The organism is Halomonas saccharevitans (assembly GCF_900116405.1).
Taxonomy (GTDB): Bacteria; Pseudomonadota; Gammaproteobacteria; order Pseudomonadales; family Halomonadaceae; genus Halomonas; species Halomonas saccharevitans.
In genome coordinates, this window is record NZ_FPAQ01000030.1 from 21,439 (window position 1) to 41,357 (window position 19,919).

15 protein-coding genes and 1 other RNA gene are annotated in these 19,919 nt (G+C 65.8%); 6 read left to right on the forward strand and 10 right to left on the reverse strand.

What is annotated here, in order from left to right:
- Positions 1 to 47: 47 nt before the first annotated feature.
- Together BM388_RS13285 and BM388_RS13290 are read right to left on the reverse strand one after the other, a co-directional pair.
- Positions 48 to 3,161, reverse strand: coding sequence for an efflux RND transporter permease subunit (locus BM388_RS13285; RefSeq protein ID WP_089850947.1), 3,114 nt, complete (start codon positions 3,159 to 3,161; stop codon positions 48 to 50).
- Positions 3,161 to 4,255: an efflux RND transporter periplasmic adaptor subunit gene (locus BM388_RS13290; RefSeq protein ID WP_089850949.1), complete on the reverse strand. Its 1,095-nt coding sequence runs from the start codon at positions 4,253 to 4,255 to the stop codon at positions 3,161 to 3,163. The genes BM388_RS13285 and BM388_RS13290 overlap by 1 nt, the downstream gene beginning before the upstream one ends.
- Before the next feature lie 239 nt (positions 4,256 to 4,494).
- Between BM388_RS13290 and BM388_RS13295 the strand changes: the two genes are divergently transcribed.
- From BM388_RS13295 to BM388_RS13305, 3 genes are all read left to right on the forward strand, one after another.
- Positions 4,495 to 5,670, forward strand: coding sequence for a BaiN/RdsA family NAD(P)/FAD-dependent oxidoreductase (locus BM388_RS13295; RefSeq protein ID WP_089850981.1), 1,176 nt, complete (start codon positions 4,495 to 4,497; stop codon positions 5,668 to 5,670).
- A gap of 185 nt (positions 5,671 to 5,855) precedes the next feature.
- Positions 5,856 to 7,847, forward strand: a complete 1,992-nt coding sequence (locus BM388_RS13300) for a hypothetical protein (RefSeq protein ID WP_089850952.1) — start codon at positions 5,856 to 5,858, stop codon at positions 7,845 to 7,847.
- 344 nt (positions 7,848 to 8,191) lie between these two features.
- A complete protein-coding gene (locus BM388_RS13305; protein WP_089850954.1) occupies positions 8,192 to 9,439 on the forward strand; it encodes an ATP-grasp domain-containing protein in 1,248 nt (415 codons plus the stop codon).
- Between the two features lie 129 nt (positions 9,440 to 9,568).
- Here BM388_RS13305 and BM388_RS13310 read toward each other — a convergent pair whose 3' ends face one another.
- The 5 genes from BM388_RS13310 to BM388_RS13330 form a co-directional block, all read right to left on the reverse strand.
- Positions 9,569 to 10,024, reverse strand: a complete 456-nt coding sequence (locus tag BM388_RS13310) for a CopD family protein (RefSeq protein ID WP_089850956.1) — start codon at positions 10,022 to 10,024, stop codon at positions 9,569 to 9,571.
- Positions 10,025 to 10,172: 148 nt separating this feature from the next.
- A complete protein-coding gene (locus tag BM388_RS13315) occupies positions 10,173 to 10,451 on the reverse strand; it encodes a YqjK-like family protein (protein WP_175535100.1) in 279 nt (92 codons plus the stop codon).
- Positions 10,438 to 10,833, reverse strand: coding sequence for a phage holin family protein (locus tag BM388_RS13320; RefSeq protein ID WP_089850960.1), 396 nt, complete (start codon positions 10,831 to 10,833; stop codon positions 10,438 to 10,440). The genes BM388_RS13315 and BM388_RS13320 overlap by 14 nt, the downstream gene beginning before the upstream one ends.
- Positions 10,833 to 11,165: an ElaB/YgaM/YqjD family protein gene (locus BM388_RS13325; protein WP_089850962.1), complete on the reverse strand. Its 333-nt coding sequence runs from the start codon at positions 11,163 to 11,165 to the stop codon at positions 10,833 to 10,835. Before BM388_RS13325 ends, BM388_RS13320 begins: the two co-directional genes overlap by 1 nt.
- A gap of 135 nt (positions 11,166 to 11,300) precedes the next feature.
- A complete protein-coding gene (locus BM388_RS13330) occupies positions 11,301 to 12,341 on the reverse strand; it encodes a phospholipase A (protein ID WP_089850964.1) in 1,041 nt (346 codons plus the stop codon).
- Between the two features lie 147 nt (positions 12,342 to 12,488).
- Between BM388_RS13330 and mscK the strand changes: the two genes are divergently transcribed.
- Entirely contained in the window at positions 12,489 to 15,941 is a 3,453-nt protein-coding gene (mscK, locus tag BM388_RS13335) for a mechanosensitive channel MscK (protein WP_245781551.1), read from the forward strand.
- A gap of 35 nt (positions 15,942 to 15,976) precedes the next feature.
- On the opposite strand, the gene BM388_RS13340 is transcribed toward mscK, so the two are convergent.
- Positions 15,977 to 16,741: a TlyA family RNA methyltransferase gene (locus tag BM388_RS13340; RefSeq protein WP_089850968.1), complete on the reverse strand. Its 765-nt coding sequence runs from the start codon at positions 16,739 to 16,741 to the stop codon at positions 15,977 to 15,979.
- 187 nt (positions 16,742 to 16,928) lie between these two features.
- Complete coding sequence (locus BM388_RS13345) at positions 16,929 to 18,971, reverse strand: hypothetical protein (protein ID WP_089850970.1); 2,043 nt, start codon at positions 18,969 to 18,971, stop codon at positions 16,929 to 16,931.
- Positions 18,972 to 19,154: 183 nt separating this feature from the next.
- On the opposite strand from BM388_RS13345, the gene ffs reads away from it, so the two are divergent.
- An RNA gene (ffs, locus tag BM388_RS13350) (signal recognition particle sRNA small type) lies at positions 19,155 to 19,251 on the forward strand.
- Between the two features lie 83 nt (positions 19,252 to 19,334).
- Positions 19,335 to 19,649 (forward strand): DUF6538 domain-containing protein, encoded by a 315-nt coding sequence (locus tag BM388_RS18280; RefSeq protein ID WP_425431935.1) that lies wholly within the window; start codon positions 19,335 to 19,337, stop codon positions 19,647 to 19,649.
- Here BM388_RS18280 and BM388_RS13355 read toward each other — a convergent pair.
- Positions 19,582 to 19,919 (reverse strand): transposase (locus BM388_RS13355; RefSeq protein ID WP_139233946.1); only part of this gene is annotated, 338 nt, incomplete at its 5' end. The two genes, BM388_RS18280 and BM388_RS13355, sit on opposite strands and share 68 nt — an antisense overlap.

Consider the following 19,919-nt stretch of genomic DNA (forward strand, 5'->3'; position numbering starts at 1 on the left):
CTCGGCCGCGATCGGCGCCGCCTAGCCACGGCGGCGTCGACCGAGCGTCAGTGGCCGGCGGGTTCCTCGCCCATCTCGTCGGCCAGGCGCCGGGCGACATCGCCGGGCGCGCCGGTGCGCCGGGCCAGCAGGTCGTAGGCCACCGGCACCACGAACAGGGTGAACAGTGTGGCCGCGGCCAGGCCGCAGAGAATGACGGTGCCGATCACCAACCGGGTCTCGGCGCCGGCGCCGCTGGAGACGATCAGCGGCACGGCGCCCGCCATGGTGGTCACCGCCGTCATCACGATGGGCCGCAGGCGCGTCACTGAGGCTTCCACCAGGGCCTCATGGAAGGCCATGCCGCGATCGCGCAACTGGTTGGCGAACTCGACGATCAGGATGCCGTTCTTGGCCGCCAGCCCCACCAGCATGACCAGCCCCACCTGACTGTAGATGTTCAGCGACTGCCCGGTGAGGTAGAGCCCCAGCAGGGCGCCGCAGATCGCCAGCGGCACTGTGAGCATGATCACGAAGGGGTGCACGAAGCTCTCGAACTGCCCGGCCAGCACCAGGAAGACCACCAGGACGCCCAGTCCCAGCAGGAAGGCGGTGGCGCCGCTGGCTTCCTGGTAGTCCCGCGAGGCGCCCTTGACGTCGGTCTGGGCCGCCGGCGGCAGGATCTCGTCCACCGTGGTTTCCAGGTACTCGAGCGCCTCGCCCAGCGGATAGCCGTCCGCCAGGTTGGCCTCGATGGTGATCGCCCGGACCCGGTTGAAGCGGTTCAGCGTGCTGGGCCCGGCGAAGTCCGTGAGCGTCACCAGGCTCGCCAGGGGGATCAGCTCGCCCGAGCGGTCGGAGCGCACCCGGATGCTCTCCAGGGACCTGGGGCTCGGCCGGGAACCGGGTGCTCCCTCGAGGATGACGTCATACTCCTGGCCGTCGTCCACGTACTGGGTCACGGTGCGCCCGCCCAGCAGGGTCTCCAGGGTGCGGCCGATCTCGGTGACCGTCACCCCCAGCGCGGCGGCGCGGGTGTAGTCGATGTCCACGCGCAGCTGCGGCTGATTCTCCTCGTAGTTGCTCTCAAGCCCCGTCAGGCGCGGGTTGTTCTCGCGCAGGTGGGCCAGCAGGGTGTCGCGCCACTCGGCCAGCTGCTCATAGGTGCCACCACCCAGCACGAACTGCACCGGCTTCTCGACCCGCGACCCGAAGCCTTGTCGCATCACCGGGAAGGCCCGGATGCCGGGCAGGTCGGCGAGGCGGCCGCGGATCTCGTCCATGATCGTCCAGGCCGAGCGGCGCTTTGCCCAGTCGGCGAGGGTGACGATGACGAAGCCGCTGTTGAAGTTCTCGATGTTGCCCCAGCCCCGCGGCGCGCGCACCAGGATGCGCTCGACCTCGCCCTGCTCGGTGAGCGGCAGCAAGCGGGTCTCGATCTCGTCCATGTAGTCGAGCATGTAGTCGTAGGTCGCACCGGGCGGGCCGTTGACCAGCACGAAGAAGTTGCCGCGATCCTCCTTGGGGGTGTATTCGTTGGGCAGTTGCCCGTTGAGCCACACCGTGGCGCCGACGATGCCGAGAAACAGCGCCAGCACCAGCAGGCGAAGCCCCAGCACGCGCTCGAGCAGACGGCGATAGCCCCGGCGGGAACGGTCCAGGCCCCACTGCACGGCCCGCGCCAGGCGGCCCTCGTGCATGTCGGCCTTGAGGATCTTGGAGGCCATCATCGGCGTCAGAGTCAGCGCCAGCAGGCTGGAGATGACGACCGCGGCGGCCAGGGTGAGGGCGAATTCCGAGAATAGGCGCCCGATGTCGCCCTGCAGGAGGCTCAGCGGCACGAACACCGCCACCAGCACCAGCGTGGTGGCGATGACCGCGAAGGCGATCTGGCGGGTGCCGCGGAAGGCCGCCACCAGTGGTGTCTCGCCGAGCTCCTGCATGCGCCGGTGGATGTTTTCCAGCACCACGATGGCGTCATCGACGATCAGGCCGATGGCCAGCACCAGGGCCAGCAGGGTCAGCAGGTTGATGGTGAAGCCCAACACCGCCAGCGCCGCGAAGGTACCGATCAGGGCGATGGGCACCGTCACGGCCGGAATCAGGGTGGTGCGCACGTTGCCGAGAAACAGGAAAATCGCCACCACCACCAGGCCCATGGCGATGAACAGTGTCTGTACCACCTGGCCGATGGCGCCGGAGACGAACACCGACGAGTCGAAGTTCAGCGACAGCGACATGCCTTCGGGCAGGGTGCCCTGCAGGCGCGCCATCTCCGCCTTGGCGCCCTTGGAGATCTCCAGCACGTTGGCGGTAGACTGCTTCATCAGCCCCAGCCCGACCACGGGCACACCGTTACCGCGAAAGATGGTGCGCTCCTCCACCGCGCCGATCTCGACTCGCGCCACGTCGCCCAGGCGGACCAGGTAGCCGTCGGCGCCCTCGTCGAGGGCCAGCTGGCGGAAATCCGCGGGGGTGGCAAAGTTTCTTGGCAGGCGCACGATGAACTGACGTGCCTCGGAGACCAGGGCGCCGCCGGGAAGCTCGACATTTTCCTCACGCAGGACGTCTTCGACGTCGCCCACCGTCAGGCCGCGCGCCGCCAAAGCGTCAGCATCGAGCCAGACACGCATGGCGTATTCTCGGCCGCCCCCGACCCGCACCTGGGCCACGCCGGGCAGCACCGAGAAGCGATCCACCAGATAGCGGTCGGCGTAGTCGGTCAGCTCGGCCACGTCGTAGCCCTCGCCGCTCAGCGAGAACCAGATCACCACTTCGGAGCTCGAATCGGCCTTCTGCACCTCGGGCGGATCGGCCTCCTCGGGCAGGTTGTCCCGGGCCCCGGAGATACGATCGCGAATGTCGTTGGCGGCCGCGTCGATGTCCAGGTTCAGGCTGAACTCCACGTTGATGCTGGAGCGGCCGTCGCGGCTGGAGGAGGAGATCACCTCGATGCCCGCCACCCCGGCGATGCGATCCTCCAGCACCTGGGTGACGCGGGTCTCCACGATGCTGGCCGAGGCGCCGGGGTAGCGGGTGTCGATGGAGACCACCGGCGGGTCGATGGCGGGGTACTCCTGGAGCGGCAGCCGCTCCAGCGCCAGCAGGCCGAAGGCGACGATCAGGGCGGCCATCACCACCGCCAGTACCGGGCGCTGGACGGACAGGTCGGAGAGGCGCATCAGCCGTTCACCTCGGCGGCGTCGCGGCTGCGACGCAGCAGCTGGGGCACGGTGGTGTCGCCGTCGAGGATGCCCAGCAGGCGAGTCGGCTGGCCATCGCGGACCCGCTCGGTGCCGTGGGCGACCACCAGGTCATCCTCGGCGAGCCCCTCGAGGATCTCCACCTCGCCCTCGCGACGCGCGCCGATGCGCACCTCCCGTTCCTCGACCCGGTAGGCCTCGCCGTCGCTCTGGAGGGTCAGCACGAACTGGCGCTGCCCCTGTGGCATCAGCGCCGCCTCGGGAATCACCAGCGCCTCTCGGGGCGAGCTCTCGAGTCTCACCTGCATGAGCATGCCGGGGCGCAGCGCGAGCGCTGGATTGGCGAGTTCGGCACGCACCCTGATGCTGCGGCTTATCGGGTCGATCCGCGTGCCGATGCTCGCCACCTCGCCGCGAAACGGGGTGTCGGGCAGGGCCGCACTGGTCGCGGTCAGCGTCAGGCCCGGCGCGATCTGAGCGAGGGCCCGCTCGGGCAGGGTGAAGTCGAGCTTCATGACCTCGAGCCGGTCCAAGGTGACGAGCTCGGTGCCGGGGGTCACCAGGGTGCCCACGCTGACGTTGCGAAAGCCCACGATGCCGCCGAAGGGCGCCTGGATGCGAGTGTCGGCAAGCCTGGCTTCCAGCGCCTGGATTTCCGCTTCGGCCTGGCGCAGGCGGGCCCGGGCGTCTTCCACGTCGGCCCGTGGCGCCAGGTTGCGGCTCTGCAGCTGGGCGAGCCGGCTGACGGCGTTGCGCCGCTCGTCGCGCAGCGCCTGGGCGACCCGCAGGTCGGCGCGCTGCTCGTCATCGGCCAGGCGCACCAGCAGCTCGCCGGCCTCGACCCGCTCGCCGCCCTCGAAGGTCAACTCGGCGATGGTCTCGGTGACGGTGGCGGAGAGGGTCACGCTCTCGTCGGCGCGCAGGGTGCCCAACGCCTCCAGCGGGTCTGACCAGGCGGCGAGGCTGGCGCGGGCGGCGATCACCGCGGTGGGCTGCTGGGCGATGACCAGCGGCGAGAGCACCAGCAGGGCCAGGCCGATCAGCAGGGTCAGGCGTGTTCGCGATGAGATCATGGCGGGCTTCTTGTCGATGGTCGATGAGCGGGTACCCGTTCCGTCGGGCCCGTAGCAGCTTGGAATTCGGCTGTGGCAGAGTGTGACAGCACAGTGTGGAAGAAATGCACAGGTGGTTTGCTGTCATCCCAATGTACAATTCTTGTACAGAAATAACCACTCTCCGACGGTGCTCGGCGTCGAACCGGCGGACTGCTAGAATGCGCGGCCCGACTCGATGCCTGCAGGAGACCCTGGCCGTGACGTATGACGTGGTAGTGATCGGCGCCGGCGCCGCCGGCCTGATGTGCGCGCTGACTGCCGGCTATGCCGGGCGGCGCGTGCTGGTGGTGGATCATGCCAACAAGGCCGGCAAGAAGATCCTGATGTCCGGCGGGGGACGCTGTAACTTCACCAACCTGGCCTCCAGCCCGGCCAACTTCTATTCGGACAACCCGGCCTTCTGCATCTCGGCCCTCAAGCGCTACCGGCCCGAGCACTTCGTCGAGCTGGTGGACCGCCACGGCGTGGAGTACGTGGAGAAGGCCCCGGGCCAGCTGTTCTGCGCCGACTCCGCGAAGGAGATCCTGCGCGTGCTGCTGACCGAGTGCGACTGGGCGGGGGTCGAGATTCGCCTCAAGACCTCGATCGAGGCCGTGGAGCGCGCCGGGGAGGGCATGCGGCTGACCACCTCGGCGGGGCGCATCGACGCCGGCGCCGTGGTGGTGGCGAGCGGTGGGCTCTCCATCCCGACCATGGGCGCCAGCGGGTTCGGCTATGATCTCGCCCGGCAGTTCGGCCTCGCGGTCACCGAGACCCGGGCCGCCCTGGTGCCCTTCACCCTGACCTCGCAGTGGAAGGCGCGGGCCGAGGCCCTAGCCGGGGTCAGCGTCGAGGTGGCGGTGAGCTGTCGCGGTCGTCGCTACCGCGAACCGATGCTCTTCACCCATCGCGGCCTGTCGGGCCCCGCCATGCTGCAGATCTCCAGCGTCTGGCAGCCGGGCGATACCCTCTCCATCGACCTGCTGCCCGGTATCGATGCCTTCGAGGCCTTGGCCTCGGCGCGCCGTGAGACACCCAGGCGCCGCCTCTCGACCTGGCTTGGCGAGCGGCTGCCGAAGCGGCTCGCCCAGGCGCTGGTGGAGTGGCATGGCGATGACGGGGTGCTGGCCGAATATTCCAATGATCGTCTGGTGGCCTGGGCAGAGCGGCTCGGCGACTGGCGGGTCAAGCCGTCCGGCACCGAGGGCTGGCGCACCGCGGAGGTGACGATGGGCGGAATCGACACGCGGTCGATCTCGTCGAAGCACTTCGCGGTCACGGGGCTGCCCCAGCTGCGTTTCATCGGCGAAGTGCTGGATGTGACCGGCGAGCTCGGCGGCCACAACTTCCAGTGGGCCTGGGCATCCGGCGTGGCCTGCGGTATGGCGCTGTAGCGGTTTTCCTTCCTGGCACAACCGTTCACGGAAAGCCTGGCGTCGGACGCCGTCGCCACGAAACAGCGGGGCTGGCAAATACCCGGGGAGTCGCCGTCCCGGGTTCGCCTCAGGTGACCGTTAACCTGGCTCAGGGGCTCCCTCGCGCGTTTGACATGTCTCGAGGGAGGATTGACAGTGGATGAATGAGCCATGGTACCCACAGTTTCGATCCCCACGACGATCATTCGTCGGTCGCCCCATCCGTCGAGCAGCTCGACGCTGCTATCGAGCGGCTCGCCGCCGCCAATGCCGTGGCAGGTGTCTCGCCCGTGTTCGAGGTCCTGGAGCCGGCACGCGCCTTGATGTTCGACGAGGCGGGGATGGAAGCCCTCTATGCGCGGATACCGGCACTCGAGGCCGCCGGGTTCTTCCGCGGCAGCGATTGGGATTATCCCCAGACGCTGGTGCCATCCCTTGCTGTCAGAACGGTTCGCCATGGTGACCCGGTCGCCGCCCTGGTGGAGAGCCTGAGCCAGGTCCGCCTGCTGGCGGTGGCCAGCGGCGACTTCAGCCATCCCTCCATCTCGGCAGAGCACGCCCATCACTTCCTCGCCCAGGTGATGGCCATGAACCTCGATCTCGTGGTCAGTGATCTTCAGGAGAGCGACCGCCTGCGGCCCGACGGGCTGGGCATCGTGGTCCAGAATCTCTATCACTTCCTGCTGCGTCATCTGGGCTACGAAAACCTGCTGGAGCATCTGGTCGCCGAGGTGTGGCGAGTGCTGGCGCAACGCCCGGTTCAGGTCGACGGCGTCAAGCATATGGTGACGCAGATCGCCGCCTGCCTGCACAAACCCGACGCGATGATGGGAGACGTCGGGGATGATGCGCTGCGACTGATCAATGCCGTGTTTAGCCCCACCGAGGGCTGCCGCGAGGATCCCGGCTTCGATCTCTATGCCGAGCGATTGGCGGCCATGGATGAGGCCTCTCTGCTGCAGGAGGCCATAGCCTTTGCCCAGGCGATGCACGGCACCGGCCTGGTGTCGCCCTACATGCCGGGCTTCATACGTTTTCTGCGGACCCGGTGGAATGCCTTGATTCCTACGGCGCTGGGCCTCAGCTACACCGGCGCAGACGCCTTCCACTGCTATCCGTCCTTGATCCACACCCTGATCGACCAAGCTCTGTTCGCCGAAACCAGTCAGGCGGTCTATGGCCTCGCCATGATGCTCGAGCGGGGCATCCTGTATGCGCCGCCGGTGGCTCCATCGCTGTGGCGGCAGGTGCGGTTGAGCCTGTGTGACGCGGCGGCCGAGAAGATCGTCAGCGTCTTCGGTAGCCGGCGCTCACCGGAATGCTTCCTGCTGGCGGATGTTCTCAACGTCCTTGGCCATCCCCTTGGCGTGGGGCAGGGCAACTATCCTACCTGCCAGTCCACACGCGCCCTTTCCATGTGGGCCTACAGTGCGCCGGCCGATCTGCTGCGCATCCTCGCCTGGGCGGCGCGCGATGATGAGATCGTGATGCGTTTCGAGGGCGAGCCTATTTCCTCGCGGGAACTCGGCGCCGGCCTGGCGAGTGAGCCGCCCGTTGACGTGGATGCCGTTTCATTGCTGACCGTTCCGCACCTCGACCGCATCTATTTCGAGATGGGACGTCGCAGTGCCGGTCGTGGAGAGGACCCGCACAAGTGGGTCAATGCCGAGTTCCACGGAGAACAGGTCGGCCATGGGTTCTGCATCGCCGTCGACGTCTTTACGGGTGGCTTGAAGGATTTTGAGGGATTCATCCGAAATTTCTACGCCACGTATCATCCGTATTACAATGGCGATATACCGGTCATTAATCCTCAGCCAGCAGGAATCGCCGTGACCGATAGTGCCACGCGTTTTCTCGGCTGGCATGCCATCACGATTCAGCGTCTCGCCCTCGATCCTGGCGGGATAATGCGGGTATATTTCTTCAATCCCAACAATGACAGCGGTCAGGACTGGGGGCAGGGAATCATCACCTCAACACAGGGAAACGGCGAGCTATATGGAGAGGCATCGCTACCCGTTGACCAGTTCGCGTCGCGGCTCTACGTCTTCCACTACGACCCGCTGGAGAAGGGTGATCCTGAATGCGTGCCGGCGGAGGAAGTGCAAGGCGCCATGCGACTGGCCCATGCCAGCTGGGCGTCAGGCCGCTAGTGCGGCATTGCGATAATTCGTTGCCGAGAACTCATTAATTTAGAGTTTATTGACTCCGTTTCCTATTCGATAGCAGAGCCGCTACACTGGGTTTGAGAACAAGATTCAAGTGCACAGGCGGATCTTGTCGAGCCTTTTCGCATCACACCGCACATGCTGCCGGGTGGCCTGGTTTTCGTTAAATATTACTTCCTGGCGGCTTGATTTATAGAGCATGTTTTATAGAGCATGCGCTCAGCTCCGAGTGCTAGCTTTTCCTAAAACCACAAGGAGAATGTCGAATGACGATGCCAGCAACAGAAACTGAACTGCCCCCGGAAGTTGCCGCTTGGACCGATCCTTCGATGGACTCTGTTCGCGGAACGGAAACGCCCAAGGATCCGAATAAGGGTTACATCGCCCTGCTGGGTTGGAGCGTCAATGCCATCAAGGCGGCACAGCAGTTTGATCGTCGCTATGTGGTTGTTGCGCCCGAGTGGGCCGAGGATTTCTGCACGGCTAACAAGATTCCGTTCATTGCCTGGGATTTCATCCGCCTGAACGATCGTTCGATGGAGATTGCCGAAAAACTCAAGGAGGAGGGCGTTGATGTCGCCATCCCCCTCTTCGAGGAAACCGTCGAATGGTCAGGCGCGATCAATTCCGTGCTGATGGACAGCCCCCGTATGTACGGACAGTCCATCCTGTTCCGTGACAAGGCGTTGATGAAACGCCGCGCCCAGCTGGGTGGCATTCGCGTGGGGATCTTCGAGGAGGCCCACGAGAAGGAGGACGTCGTTCGCTTCATGAAGCGCGTCAACCAGACGCTGCTCAAGCTCGACGGTGATCCAGACGACCCGATCCACGTAAAGGCTTTCGACAAGGCAGGTTGTCTCGGCCATCGAATGATCCGCACGATGGAAGAGATCGAGCATATCCCGGATGAAGAGTATCCGTTGCTGATGGAGAGTCACCTGGACGGTTGGGAATTTGCCGTCGAGGCCTGGATCCACGATGGCAAGATCCAGTTCCTCAACATCTCCGAATACGTAACACTGGGCTACTCGGTCTTCGTTCCTGCCACCAGGGAGCTCGAGAGCTGGCGCGATGCCATCACCAAGCAGATCGAGAAGCTGATCAAGACGTTCGACATCCAGTTCGGTCTGATTCACCCGGAGTATTTCGTGACCGCCGATGGCGAGATGTACTTCGGTGAAGTCGCCTATCGCCCACCCGGGTTCAAGGCCTTCGAACTCATCGAGCGTGCCTACGGTTTCAATGCCTATCAGGCATCGATGGTCGTGTTTGACCCCAAGAGCACCAAGGAGGAGGTCGCCAACTTCTTCCCGCGCGAAGTGGTCGACGCCAAGGGCTATGCGGGTTGCTTCGGCGTGTATCCGCGTCGTCGTGTCGTCAGCAAGCTGGAGATGCCCAAGGAAACCACCGAGCATCCGTATTTCGATTCTCACGAACTGGTTGCGCCGACCGAGGAGACGGTGCCGGATCGCTCAGCCTTCGGCACGCACTGGGGCCTGGTGTTCTTCTTCGGCGATGACCCGATCAAGATGCGCGATCTGCTCAAGGCCCAGGAAGACCTGGATTTCTATGTCTAACGTTGCAGTTCAGGCCGTCATCTAGCCGGCGGTAATATGGCGAAAGGCAGGGCTCAGGCCCTGCCTTTTGCGTGGGTATCCATCTCTTGCATGGATGCTTGCATTAGAGCTCACATACGAGCGTCTGCGTTATAGATAGCGACCACCGGAGGCAATAACGACCGTCGCCAGCCCCAATATCAGGTTGATGCCGATCAGCCGACGGATCCGGGCCAGCTGCTTTCCCCCGGCGGGCCAGTCCTCGCCGGCCACGGCCCGTCCCAGGCGCACCAACGGCGCGAACCAGATGTGCAGGAAGATCGCCATCATCGCGAGTCCCGTCACCAGCATCAGGTGAACATGCACGCCGGCACCGGCCATGCCGCCGAAGGTCCCGAAGAGCATCCAGAGCCCCGTCGCCAGCAGCACGATCACGCTGGCCCATACCCAGGGGAAGAAGCGCTGGAAGACGTGGTACCAGAGCGTCAGCCGCAGGGGTGGCTCGAGCAGCTCGCCGGCGACCCGGCGCAGGATCATCCAGGCGAAGAACATGCCGCCGACCCAGATCACGGCAGCGAGAAGGTGCAGGCTGATGGCAAGGGGCATGAGGGAGATCCTTTAGGGCCTGTAGTGGCTTTGATAGGGTCGAACTGGCCGGGGCCGTCAGGGCCTTCTCGAGGCCCCGTTTCGAGCATGAGGGTGGGGGAGGTCGCTCGCCTGGCGGCATCATCATAGGGATGGGCGGCGGTCTGACTCAGCGCAGCAGATCGCGAGCCTTCTTGGCAAACAGCGCACCGGTGGTCAGCCGGCGTGCCAGGCGCGCCGTGCCTCCGGGGTGGCGCAGCCCGCGATAGGCCAGCAGTCCGCCCGCCACGAGCAGCGGGGTCTTGAAGCGTGACAGCAGCTGCCAGCCCTGATCGAGAGTCTGTTCGGCCGTGCGCCAGCGGTGGGCGGCCACCAGCAAGTCGATGCGTTGCTGCTCGATGGCATGCTCGAGCTCGGCCCGGCGGGCTAGGCGTTCAGCGCGGTTCACGGCTCGCCTCCACCAGGTCGCGATCCGTAGCCAAGTGGCGAAGGGTGCCGGCCAGCAGAGTGCGGCGCCGAGCCAGCTGCATCACGCGCAAGGCCATCAGCAGCCCGCTGCCGAGCAGCACCACGGCGCTGGCGCCGATGGCGGCCAGGCGGTGGGTCTCCCAGAAGGCGACGATCACCAGGGCGGTCAGGACGCCGATACCGAGCAGCAGCAGGATCAGGCTGAGGCCGGCCAGCAGCAGCAGGCCGAACAGGCGTGCACGCTCCTCCTCCAGTTCGAGCACGGCGAGACGCAGGCGCGTCTCGCCGGTGGCAAGCAGGCTGCCGAGCAGGCGCTTGCCGGCACCGAACAGCCGTTGAGCCGGTCCTTGGCTTGCCGCCATCAACGCCGCCCGATCAGCATGCCAACCACCACGCCCATGGCGGCGCCGATGCCGATGCTGGTCCAGGGATTATCATGGACGTAGCGGTCGCAGGCGTCGGCCTGCTGGGTCACATTGTCCCGCGCCTCGCCGTAGAGTCGCTCGCCGCGTGCCTCGAGGCGTTCTCGGGTGTCCTTCATCCGCTTCTCTGCGCGCTCGCGGAGCTCCTTGATGTTGCTTCGCGAGTCATCGGCCGTGGCATCGACCAGCTCCTCGATGGTCTGGGTGAGATGTTGCAGGTCGTCCTTGAGCTGCTGTGTGGATTCGCTGGTGCGCGAGTGTTGTTGGGCCATCGGGTCTTCCTTTGACGGTGAATGACAGGCTCAGCATAGCATCCAGCCGATTCACTTCAATCCACTCGGGCTTATGTCCGGGGCGCTTTCGTCGAGCCATCCACCCCGGCGATACGTTTCGAATCGGAAACCGGCTCAGCGCTCGAGGCCGCCATAGGAGAACAGGGGATTGAGGCTGAAGCCGAGACTCAGGCGATTGGTGCGCTCGTCATAGTCGATCAGGCTCTCGCCATAGCCATAGTAGTACTGCAGGTGGCCGCGAATGCTGCCGAACATCGGCCAGGAGTAGTCCAGCTGGGTGCCCAGGTTGCCTTCGCCGGGATTGCCGCGCAGCATCAGGCTCAGCTCGTTGTCATCGTTGACGCGCTTGGCCACTGTGATGTCGCCATAGCCGAGATACTTGTGGATGTCGGGGTTGTCGTCCTCGCCCTCGGATTCCGGGATGCGCCAGTGGGGCGCCAGCACCACGGTCCAGTCGTCGTTGGTGAAGGAGGACTGGAGGATCAGCCGGTTCCAGCTGCGCGACAACTCCCCGGAGCGGCCGTTGGACTGGTGGTTGAACGACAGGCGATTGTGGATGTTGGTCCAGCCCAGCAGCGAGGTGCTGTTATCGAAGTCGATGAACACCTCGGGCTCGTAGTTGGTCTCGCGAAACGGCGAGGAGGCATCCGCATTGTAGGCCTGCCACCAGCTGCGCTGGGTATAGCCGAAGTGCAGGTCGCCGCCGACATCGCCGAAGAGATCCTCGACCAGGTTGAACTTGACGCTGAACTGGAACTTCATCTCCGCCCGGTCGGCGTCGCTATCATCGTTGACGTCGCGAAAGACGCCTTCGTTCGGCGTAGCGTTGTAGCTCAGCGGGAACCAGTAGTTGCGCTTGTGGGTGGTGATGGCGTAGGGGTTCTTGGCCGAGGCGCGCTCGAGCTGGCGGCGTTTGTCCACGGCCTCCTCGAGCTCCTGGCCGGTGTCGTCATCGGCGAGGACGGCGGTGGCGGATGGCGTGTTCTCGGGCGTCTGCAGCTGTTGGCGCAGCGCGCCCATCTCTGCCTCGAGTTCGGCGATGCGGGCTTCGATGGCCTGCCGCTCGACCTCGCTCAACGGTTCGGCGGCCAGGGTCGTGCCGCTCAGGCTCGCCATCAGCAGCGCAGCGCACAGGGGAAAACGGGCAGGCATCATGGTCAGGCACCTTGTGGAAGATCACGAGCGTTTCTATCACGCCAGTCCGGCAAGTCAACTGTGACCCCGGGGCGACAGGCGGTCATTGCCTTGCGGCTTCGGGGAGCCGAGAATCACGCGATGTCCCATCATACCCGAGGCTGCCCCTTGAACGCCTATTATCGTCTCGGCCGTCGGCGCGCTGCCGTGTGCTGCGGCCTGCTGCTCTTGCTGTGCCTGGTGGTGGGGCTTTGGGTGGCAACGCCCGCGCTGGCCCAGGAGGTCGTCCCGCCGGCCGGTGCCGACCAGCCGCTTCCCTCACGGGAGGAGGTCAAGGCACGTCTCGAGGATCGCCAGCTGGCCGAGGGCGAGACACCCGCCGAGGGCACCCAGCGTGAGATCGAGGCGCTGCGCGCTGCCCTCGAGGGTCTGGAGCGGCTGGCCGCGGTGAAAGAGCAGCTGGCCGAGCTCGAGACGCGGGTCGAGCGGGCGCCGCAGGCCCTCCAGCGCATTCAGCAGGCGCTTGGCAAGATGGAGCGAGTCGATCGGCAGACCACCATCGAGGAGTTGGAGGAGCTCTCCCTCGAGGCGCTGGAGACGCGCCGCAAGAATGCCCAGGAAGCCCTGTCGTCGTCCCAGGACACGCTCGCCGAGGTCTCCTCTAGGCTGCTCAATGCCCAGACCCTGCCGGAGCGTGCCCAGCAGGCCATCGGCGAGGCGATGCAGCGGGTCGATGAGCGGCGTCGCCAACTGGAGGAGCTGGCCGGCGCCGAGGTGGCGGCGGATGCCCCCAGACGCTGGCAGCTGCGCATCGAACGCGCGCTGGCCGAACAGACCCTGGCGCTGCATCAGCGACAGCTGGAGACCAACAGTCGTCTGCGCGAGCTGGACCAGGAGCATCTCGACCTGCTCGAGCGCCAGGTGGCCAGCCAGGAGGCCCGGCTGACCATGCTCCAGGCGGCCCTCGATCGTCGCCGTCGCGAGCAGTCCGAGCAGGTCATCGCCGAGGCGGTCAGCGAGGAGGGGGAGGGCATCATCGGCCATCCTCTGGTGCGCCAGGCCCGGGAGATCAACCGCACCATGAGCCTCGAGCTGCTGCGCGCCACCGATCGAGCCAATCGCCTGGTTCGCGAAAGTCTCGAGGTGCGTCGTCAGTTCGATCGGGTCCGCCAGCTTCAGCGCAACCTCAACGAGCAGATCGACGCCGTCCGCGGCAGCATGCTGCTGTCGCGTATCCTCCGCGAGCAGCGATTGACTCTGCCGCGGGTGGAGGAGCGGACTGGCCTTCAGGAGGAGATCGCCGACCTGCATCTCAAGCAGTTCGAGCTCGGCCGCCAGCGCGACCAGCTGCGCGAGGGCGAGAAGCTCGCGCGCCAGCGCATCGATGAAGCCGATGCCGAGGCCTCGCCGGCACTGGTCGAGTCGCTGCTCGATCTCTACCAGGCGCGTCGCGAGCTCGTTGATCAGCTGGAAAAGGCCTACGGCGAGATGCTCAGCGCGGCCATCGATCTGCAGCTTACCCAGCAGCAGCTGCTGGATACCAGCCAGGAGCTGCGCGCCACCATCGATGAGCAGCTGTTCTGGATCGCCAACACCCGCCCCTTGAGCCTGACCTGGCTGGGCAACCTGCCGGAGAATCTGGCCATGGAGTGGCGTGAGGGGGAGTGGCGCGCCTTGCTGCCGGCACACTGGCGGCTACCGAGCGCCCGGGCGCTGCTCGGCGTGCCGGTCCTGCTGGCGGCGCTGGGGCTGGTTGCCTGTCGCCATCGTTTCCGGGCGCGACTGTCACGGCTACACCAGGAGGTCGGTCATCTCAAGCGCGACTCCCAGGGGCATACGCCTCAGGCGGTGGCGCTAAACGCCCTGCTGGCTCTGCCCGGCCCGCTCTGCCTGCTGGCGGCCGGCATCGCGCTCCTGGCGGGCACCGGGGGCATCGGGCAGGGGATCGGCGAGGCGCTGCTGCACCTGGCCCTGGCCTGGGCCGTGCTCACCTGGGCCCGCAACCTGCTGACATCGCACGGGGTGGCCATCCGTCACTTCTACTGGTCTTCCGGCTATGCCGCCTCGCTTCGCAAATGGCTGCTGTGGCTGGGTGTGGCGCTGGTCCCGGTCCTGCTGATTGCCCCGCTGGCTCGGGACGCGGCCGTCGCGCTGAATCAGCGTCCGTTGGGCCTGCTGCTGATGTTGAGCGGCCTGCTCGCCATGAGCTTGGTGCTGGCCAAGCTGATCCTGGCTCACGTGCCCTTCTTCGGGGTCAAGCTGTTCCGCCTGCTGCTGGGGCTTGCCATCGCGCTGGTGCCGCTGGCGATGGCGGGTCTGATCGTCTCCGGATACGAATACACCGCCCTGAGCCTGGTGGGGCGCTTCGTCATCTCGCTCTATCTGCTGGGCCTCTGGATCCTGGTGGAGGCCACGGTGATCCGCGGCCTGGCCGTGGCCGCACGGCGACTGGCCTACCGCCGTGCCCTGGCGCGGCGGCACGCCCAGGCTCAGGAGAGCGTCGAGGGCCTGGAGGTCGTCGAGGAGCCGCCGCTGGACATGGAACAGGTCAACCAGCAGTCGCTGCGCCTCTCCAGGCTGATCCTGGTGATCGGCTTCCTCCTGATGCTCTACCTGGTGTGGTCGGATCTGCTCTCGGTGTTTGGTTACCTCGAGCAGGTCACCCTGGTGTCGCCCGGCGAGGGAGAATCCCCCGAGGCACTCGGCGACATGGTCTCGGTAGCCGACATCATCACCGCCCTGCTGGTGGTGGTGCTGACCATGACGATGGCGCGCAACCTGCCGGGCCTGCTCGAGGTGATGGTACTCTCGCGGCTGGCGCTTAAGCAGGGCAGCGCCTATGCCATCAGCTCGCTGCTTGCCTATGCCATCGTCGGCGGCGGTGTGGTCGCGGCGCTGGGTACCCTGGGCGTCTCCTGGGACAAGTTGCAGTGGCTGGTGGCGGCGCTGAGCGTGGGGCTGGGGTTCGGCCTGCAGGAGATCTTCGCCAACTTCGTCTCGGGGCTGATCATCCTGTTCGAGCGGCCGGTGCGCATCGGCGACACCATCACCCTCGGCAACCTCACCGGTACGGTGAGCAAGATCCGTATCCGCGCCACCACGGTGACCGACTTCGATCGCAAGGAGATCATCATTCCCAACAAGACCTTCATCACCGACCAGCTGATCAACTGGTCGCTCTCCGACACCATCACCCGGGTGGTGCTTACCTACGGGGTTGCCTATGGCTCGGATCACCGCCTGGTGCACCGTCTGCTGAGCGAGGCGGCCGACGAGAACGCGCGGGTGCTGGCGGACCCCGAGCCCCAGGTGTTCTTCATGAGCTACGCCGAGAGCACCCTGGACTTCGAGCTGCGCATCTTCGTCAACAGCCTGGGCGACCGGCTGTTCGCCACCGACGAGATCAACTGCCGGGTGGGCGAGCTGTTCGCCGAGCATGGCATCGACATCGCCTTCAACCAGCTCGACGTCTGGCTGCACCGGGCCGACGGTCAGGCCAGCAGGGTCCAGAGTGTCTCACCGCGGCGGCCGACCGAGCCCAACCGCCCGGCACCGGGCGCGAAGGGCGACCCGGGCGAGTTCGATGCCGGCGGTGATGGGGGCGGCGACGCCGGGCGATGAGACCGAGGAAGGGGAGGGCGGAAAGCGCCGGGGCGTCAGCGTCGCACGGCGTGGAGCAGGAACTCCCGGTTGCCGTCGCCGCCGAGCAGCGGACTCGGCTGCCAGTGCAGGATCTCGAAGCCGAGCTCGGAACAGACCTCCCGGATGCGCGCTTCTACCTCGGCGAAGCGGCCTTGATCCACTACCAGGCCCCGCGCGTTGACGCCTCCCGGGCCCACCTCGAACTGCGGCTTGACCAGGCTCAGCAGCTCGCTTCCCGGCGGCAGCAGGGTGGCGAGCTCGGGCAGGATCAGCGTCTGTGAGATGAAAGAGACGTCCATCACCGCAAGCTCCGGGCCGTCGCTCCCGAGCGCCGCGAAGGCCGCCGCGAGGCGCGGGTCGCTCGCCATGGCGCGCGCGTTGAGCCCCTCCAGGCAGGTCACCCTGGGGTCGTGGCGCAGGCGAGCGTCGAGCTGGTCGTGCCCCACCTCCACCCCGATCACGTGACGGGCACCGAAGTGCAGGGCGCAGTCGGTGAAGCCCCCGGTGGACTGGCCGACATCGAGCACCGAGCGCCCCGCGAGCGACAGCCCGAGCGCCTCGATCAGCGCTTCGAGCTTGAGTCCGGCTCGGGAGGCATAGCGCTCCTCGGGATCGTCCTCCACCCTCAGGTCGGTCGTCTCCGGCAGCTTTTCGCCGGGCTTGGTCAGCGGCGCATCGCCCGTCGCCAGGCGCACGCGACCATGGCGGATCAACCGCTGGGCGCGGGTGCGGGAACGGGCCAGGCCCTGGGTGACGAGCAACTGATCGAGACGGGGCATGGCGGCTCCGGCGAGGCGTGAACGGGAGCGCCATTATGGCATATCGCGTCGCTTGCTCGAGAGGCAGGCGAGCGTGATGCCGGCAGGGAGGAGTTCCTCGGCACGATGCCCCCGCACCCAGGGGGTACGGGGGCATCGAGTCGGGCGGCTGTCGCGGTGGGCGGGGTCGTCGACCGAGCCTTTCGGTCTAGGGACCCTCGTCGGCCTGCAGGCCGACGGGGGGAAGCCGGTCGCTGCCCCAGCTGCGTTGGATATGGCCCGTTACCCGGTCCAGCTCTTCCTGGGTGATCTTCGCCAGTTCACCCCGCTCCAGGGGATCGTAGTGGTAGATGTAGAGGCGCGAGGCGAACTGCTCGAAGGGCAGCGAGGACTCGCCGAAGCGCTCACCCTGGTCTGCCGTGCTCACCTTGGTGCCATCGCCCCAGTCCTGGCCGCTGTCGTTGTTGGGGTTGAAGAAGTACACCCGCATGACGTCGTGAGGGTCGAGGGTAACCCGCAGGATGGTGATGGCGTGCCAGCCGATGAAGCGGGCGGCGCTGTCGGTCACGGCGATGCCCGCCGGCTGGGGGTGGATCAGCGGTTGATTGCCGTTGTAGTAGGGGTGATAGCTTGCGTAGAAGTGGCGCAGGAAGTCGTCCAGCTCATGCAGCTTGCCGGTCGCCACGTCGACATTGATGCGAAAGCCCCGGCCCGACCACCAGCCGTGGAACTCCGGGTTGACCCAGCGGTGCGGGTCGCCTTCTCGGCCGATGCAGCGCCGGATCATTTCCGCATAGATGCGATCCAGGTGCGGCACCACGATCAGCGATACCGGATCGAGGTCCATGGGCAGCGACTGGGCCACCCCGGAGAGGCTCGCCATGGAGGAGAGCGGCATGCCCTCGAAATGGATGATGATGTCGTCGTCACGGGCCGCCCAGGTCACCATCTGCAGCAGGTAGTCCGGGTCGTTGTAGGCCCACATGGATAGGGCGCGAGCCGACTGGCAGGTGGGATTGTTGCCCTGGCCCACGCCCAGCGGCAGGCCCAGCATGCACAGCACGCCCTCCAGCAGCCGGGCGCGGGGCGAGACGGTCTCGCCGAAGGCCAGGTTGAGGCGCGCCTGGGACCACTCCGACAGGGAGAGCCCCAGCTGGCGCCACATGGCCGGGGCCACCGGCGGCTGGTAGAGGATGCCGCGCTCCAGCATCAGCGCCAGGCCATAGGCGGCCTGCGGGGTGGTCGGATAGATGCCCCCGCGGATCAGCGCATGTACCAGTTCGCGATAGCAGAGAAGGCAGTCGCGGCCGGTGGACGAGAGCCCCAGCGCTTCCGCCAGCAGGTGGTCGTTGTAGTCCAGCAGGTGGCGCAGCAGTACCGGATGATAGGCGGAGACCAGGCCGGTGTCGTGCATGGCGCGGGCGAAACCGGTGGCCTCGCCCTGAAGAGCCGGAGTGTCCATGCTCGACAGCCGTTCGCGGTATATCTCCAGGCCGGGGTCTTCGCGGCTGGCCCGGGTCGGGCCGAACAGCGAGCTGACCAGGCGGTCGGCGCCCTGGCCGCTGGCCCCCAGGTCGATGTCGGGGTTGGCCTGGCAGATGGCGATCTGGGTGATCATCTGCTTGACCGGCTCGACCTGGATGGGCCGCTGTTCGATGATTCGCCAGATCTCCTCGATCAGGCGGTCGATGATGTGTTCATAACCGATGCGCTCGGCCAGATGGCCGAACAGCTGTCGCGGCACCAGCGCCAGCTGTCCCTGGGACTCGCGTTCCGCCTCGCTGGGAGTGCCGAACAGCAGCCAGAGATTGATGGCCATCACCTGGGTCAGATAGTGGTGCGCCTGCTCCATCGAGATATGCGGATGCAGGAAGTCGCCCTTGGCCACGGCCAGCAGCCGCAGCTCGCTGAGCGCCTCGATCGCGACGGTATTGGGATCGGCGCTTTTCAGCGCATGAGGGGTGAGGGAGGGCACGAGGTACTGGGGTGTCTCCCAGTCGGACCCGCGAAAGGCGCCGGCCTCCTCGAAGGCGCGGGCTCGCTGCTCGATGGCGTCGCAGCCGCCGTCTTGCAGCATCACCTGCCGGGCGATATCGAGAAGGTCTGGGAGCATGCCCGCTTTGGCGTTGTCGCTTGCGTCGTTGAACAGGCTGACGGTGTCATCGAACTTCTTGAGCAGGCCGGCAAGCTCGTCGCTGGCTCTCGGTACATCGCTGAGGGGGCTGTCTGTCGTGTCACGTGGGTTCGTCACACGAACTCCTTGTCGTCAGGTGTCATGGACTCTATGACGCCTGCATTGGACGTAGAAATCAAGCACCCGATTCCCGCATCGACCCTTGTTGCCGGGAGGGCACATTGGTATAGTGCGCCCCGGTCAACGAGGGTGTGTCCCGCGTTGGCCGTGGCGTCTTGGAGACGCATGCTGTGGTGGCCCCGTTGGTCCTCCCGCAACGCTATATCGCAAATCCCGCCAGGCCCGGAAGGGAGCAACGGTAGTGATGGACGCGTGTGCCGGGATGTGGCTTTCGGGGCCGCCTCCATCTTCTGTCATCTAATTGATTTTGAAGGGTTTTTCACCATTGGTTCCGTCAAGGCATCCAAAATGGTGAACCAAATGCCCTCTAACCCTCCCTACCTGATCCGATCCAGACACGGCATCTACTACTTTCGTCTGGTGATCCCTCCTTCGCAACGTTCCTCCATCGGTAAGACCGAATTTAGACGTTCCTTACGTACCCGTTCCAAGCGTGAAGCTGTCATGCGCTGTGCAGAAGCTCTCACAGAAGCTATGGGCATCCTTGCTGGGCAGGGTTCTGAAAAAGCCCCTGTCACACCTCTACAGGCCCCCAAACCTGTCATTTCTAGGTTCTGTCTGGAAAGTCAGCACGTAGGCAACGATCTATGCAGGCCAGGCATACCATCGCTCTGAAGCTGCTGGCCAACTTGTCGTAGCGGGTGCAGACGCGGCGCAGTTCCTTGATCCACGCGAAACAGCGCTCGATGATGTTGCGCTCTCGATAACGGGGCTTGTCGAAGCCCCGAGGGGCGCCTGGTCGAGGCTTTCGCTTCATCTTGCGCCGGGCGATGATCGGTTTCATGCGGTGCCGGTCGCAGTAGCGGCGAAGAGGATCACTGTCATAGCCCTTGTCGGCCACGATGTATCGACAGCGCTTACGTGGTCTGCCCCGGCTTCCAGGCA

Coding starts and splice junctions, on each gene's coding strand:
- BM388_RS13285 (WP_089850947.1), bottom strand. CDS start 3,161: ATGCGCCTCTCCGACCTGTCCGTCCAGCGCCCGGTACTGGCGGTGGTG.
- BM388_RS13290 (WP_089850949.1), bottom strand. CDS start 4,255: ATGATCTCATCGCGAACACGCCTGACCCTGCTGATCGGCCTGGCCCTG.
- BM388_RS13300 (WP_089850952.1), top strand. CDS start 5,856: ATGAGCCATGGTACCCACAGTTTCGATCCCCACGACGATCATTCGTCG.
- BM388_RS13305 (WP_089850954.1), top strand. CDS start 8,192: ATGGACTCTGTTCGCGGAACGGAAACGCCCAAGGATCCGAATAAGGGT.
- BM388_RS13310 (WP_089850956.1), bottom strand. CDS start 10,024: ATGCCCCTTGCCATCAGCCTGCACCTTCTCGCTGCCGTGATCTGGGTC.
- BM388_RS13320 (WP_089850960.1), bottom strand. CDS start 10,833: ATGGCGGCAAGCCAAGGACCGGCTCAACGGCTGTTCGGTGCCGGCAAG.
- BM388_RS13325 (WP_089850962.1), bottom strand. CDS start 11,165: ATGGCCCAACAACACTCGCGCACCAGCGAATCCACACAGCAGCTCAAG.
- BM388_RS13330 (WP_089850964.1), bottom strand. CDS start 12,341: ATGATGCCTGCCCGTTTTCCCCTGTGCGCTGCGCTGCTGATGGCGAGC.
- BM388_RS13340 (WP_089850968.1), bottom strand. CDS start 16,741: ATGCCCCGTCTCGATCAGTTGCTCGTCACCCAGGGCCTGGCCCGTTCC.
- BM388_RS18280 (WP_425431935.1), top strand. CDS start 19,335: ATGCCCTCTAACCCTCCCTACCTGATCCGATCCAGACACGGCATCTAC.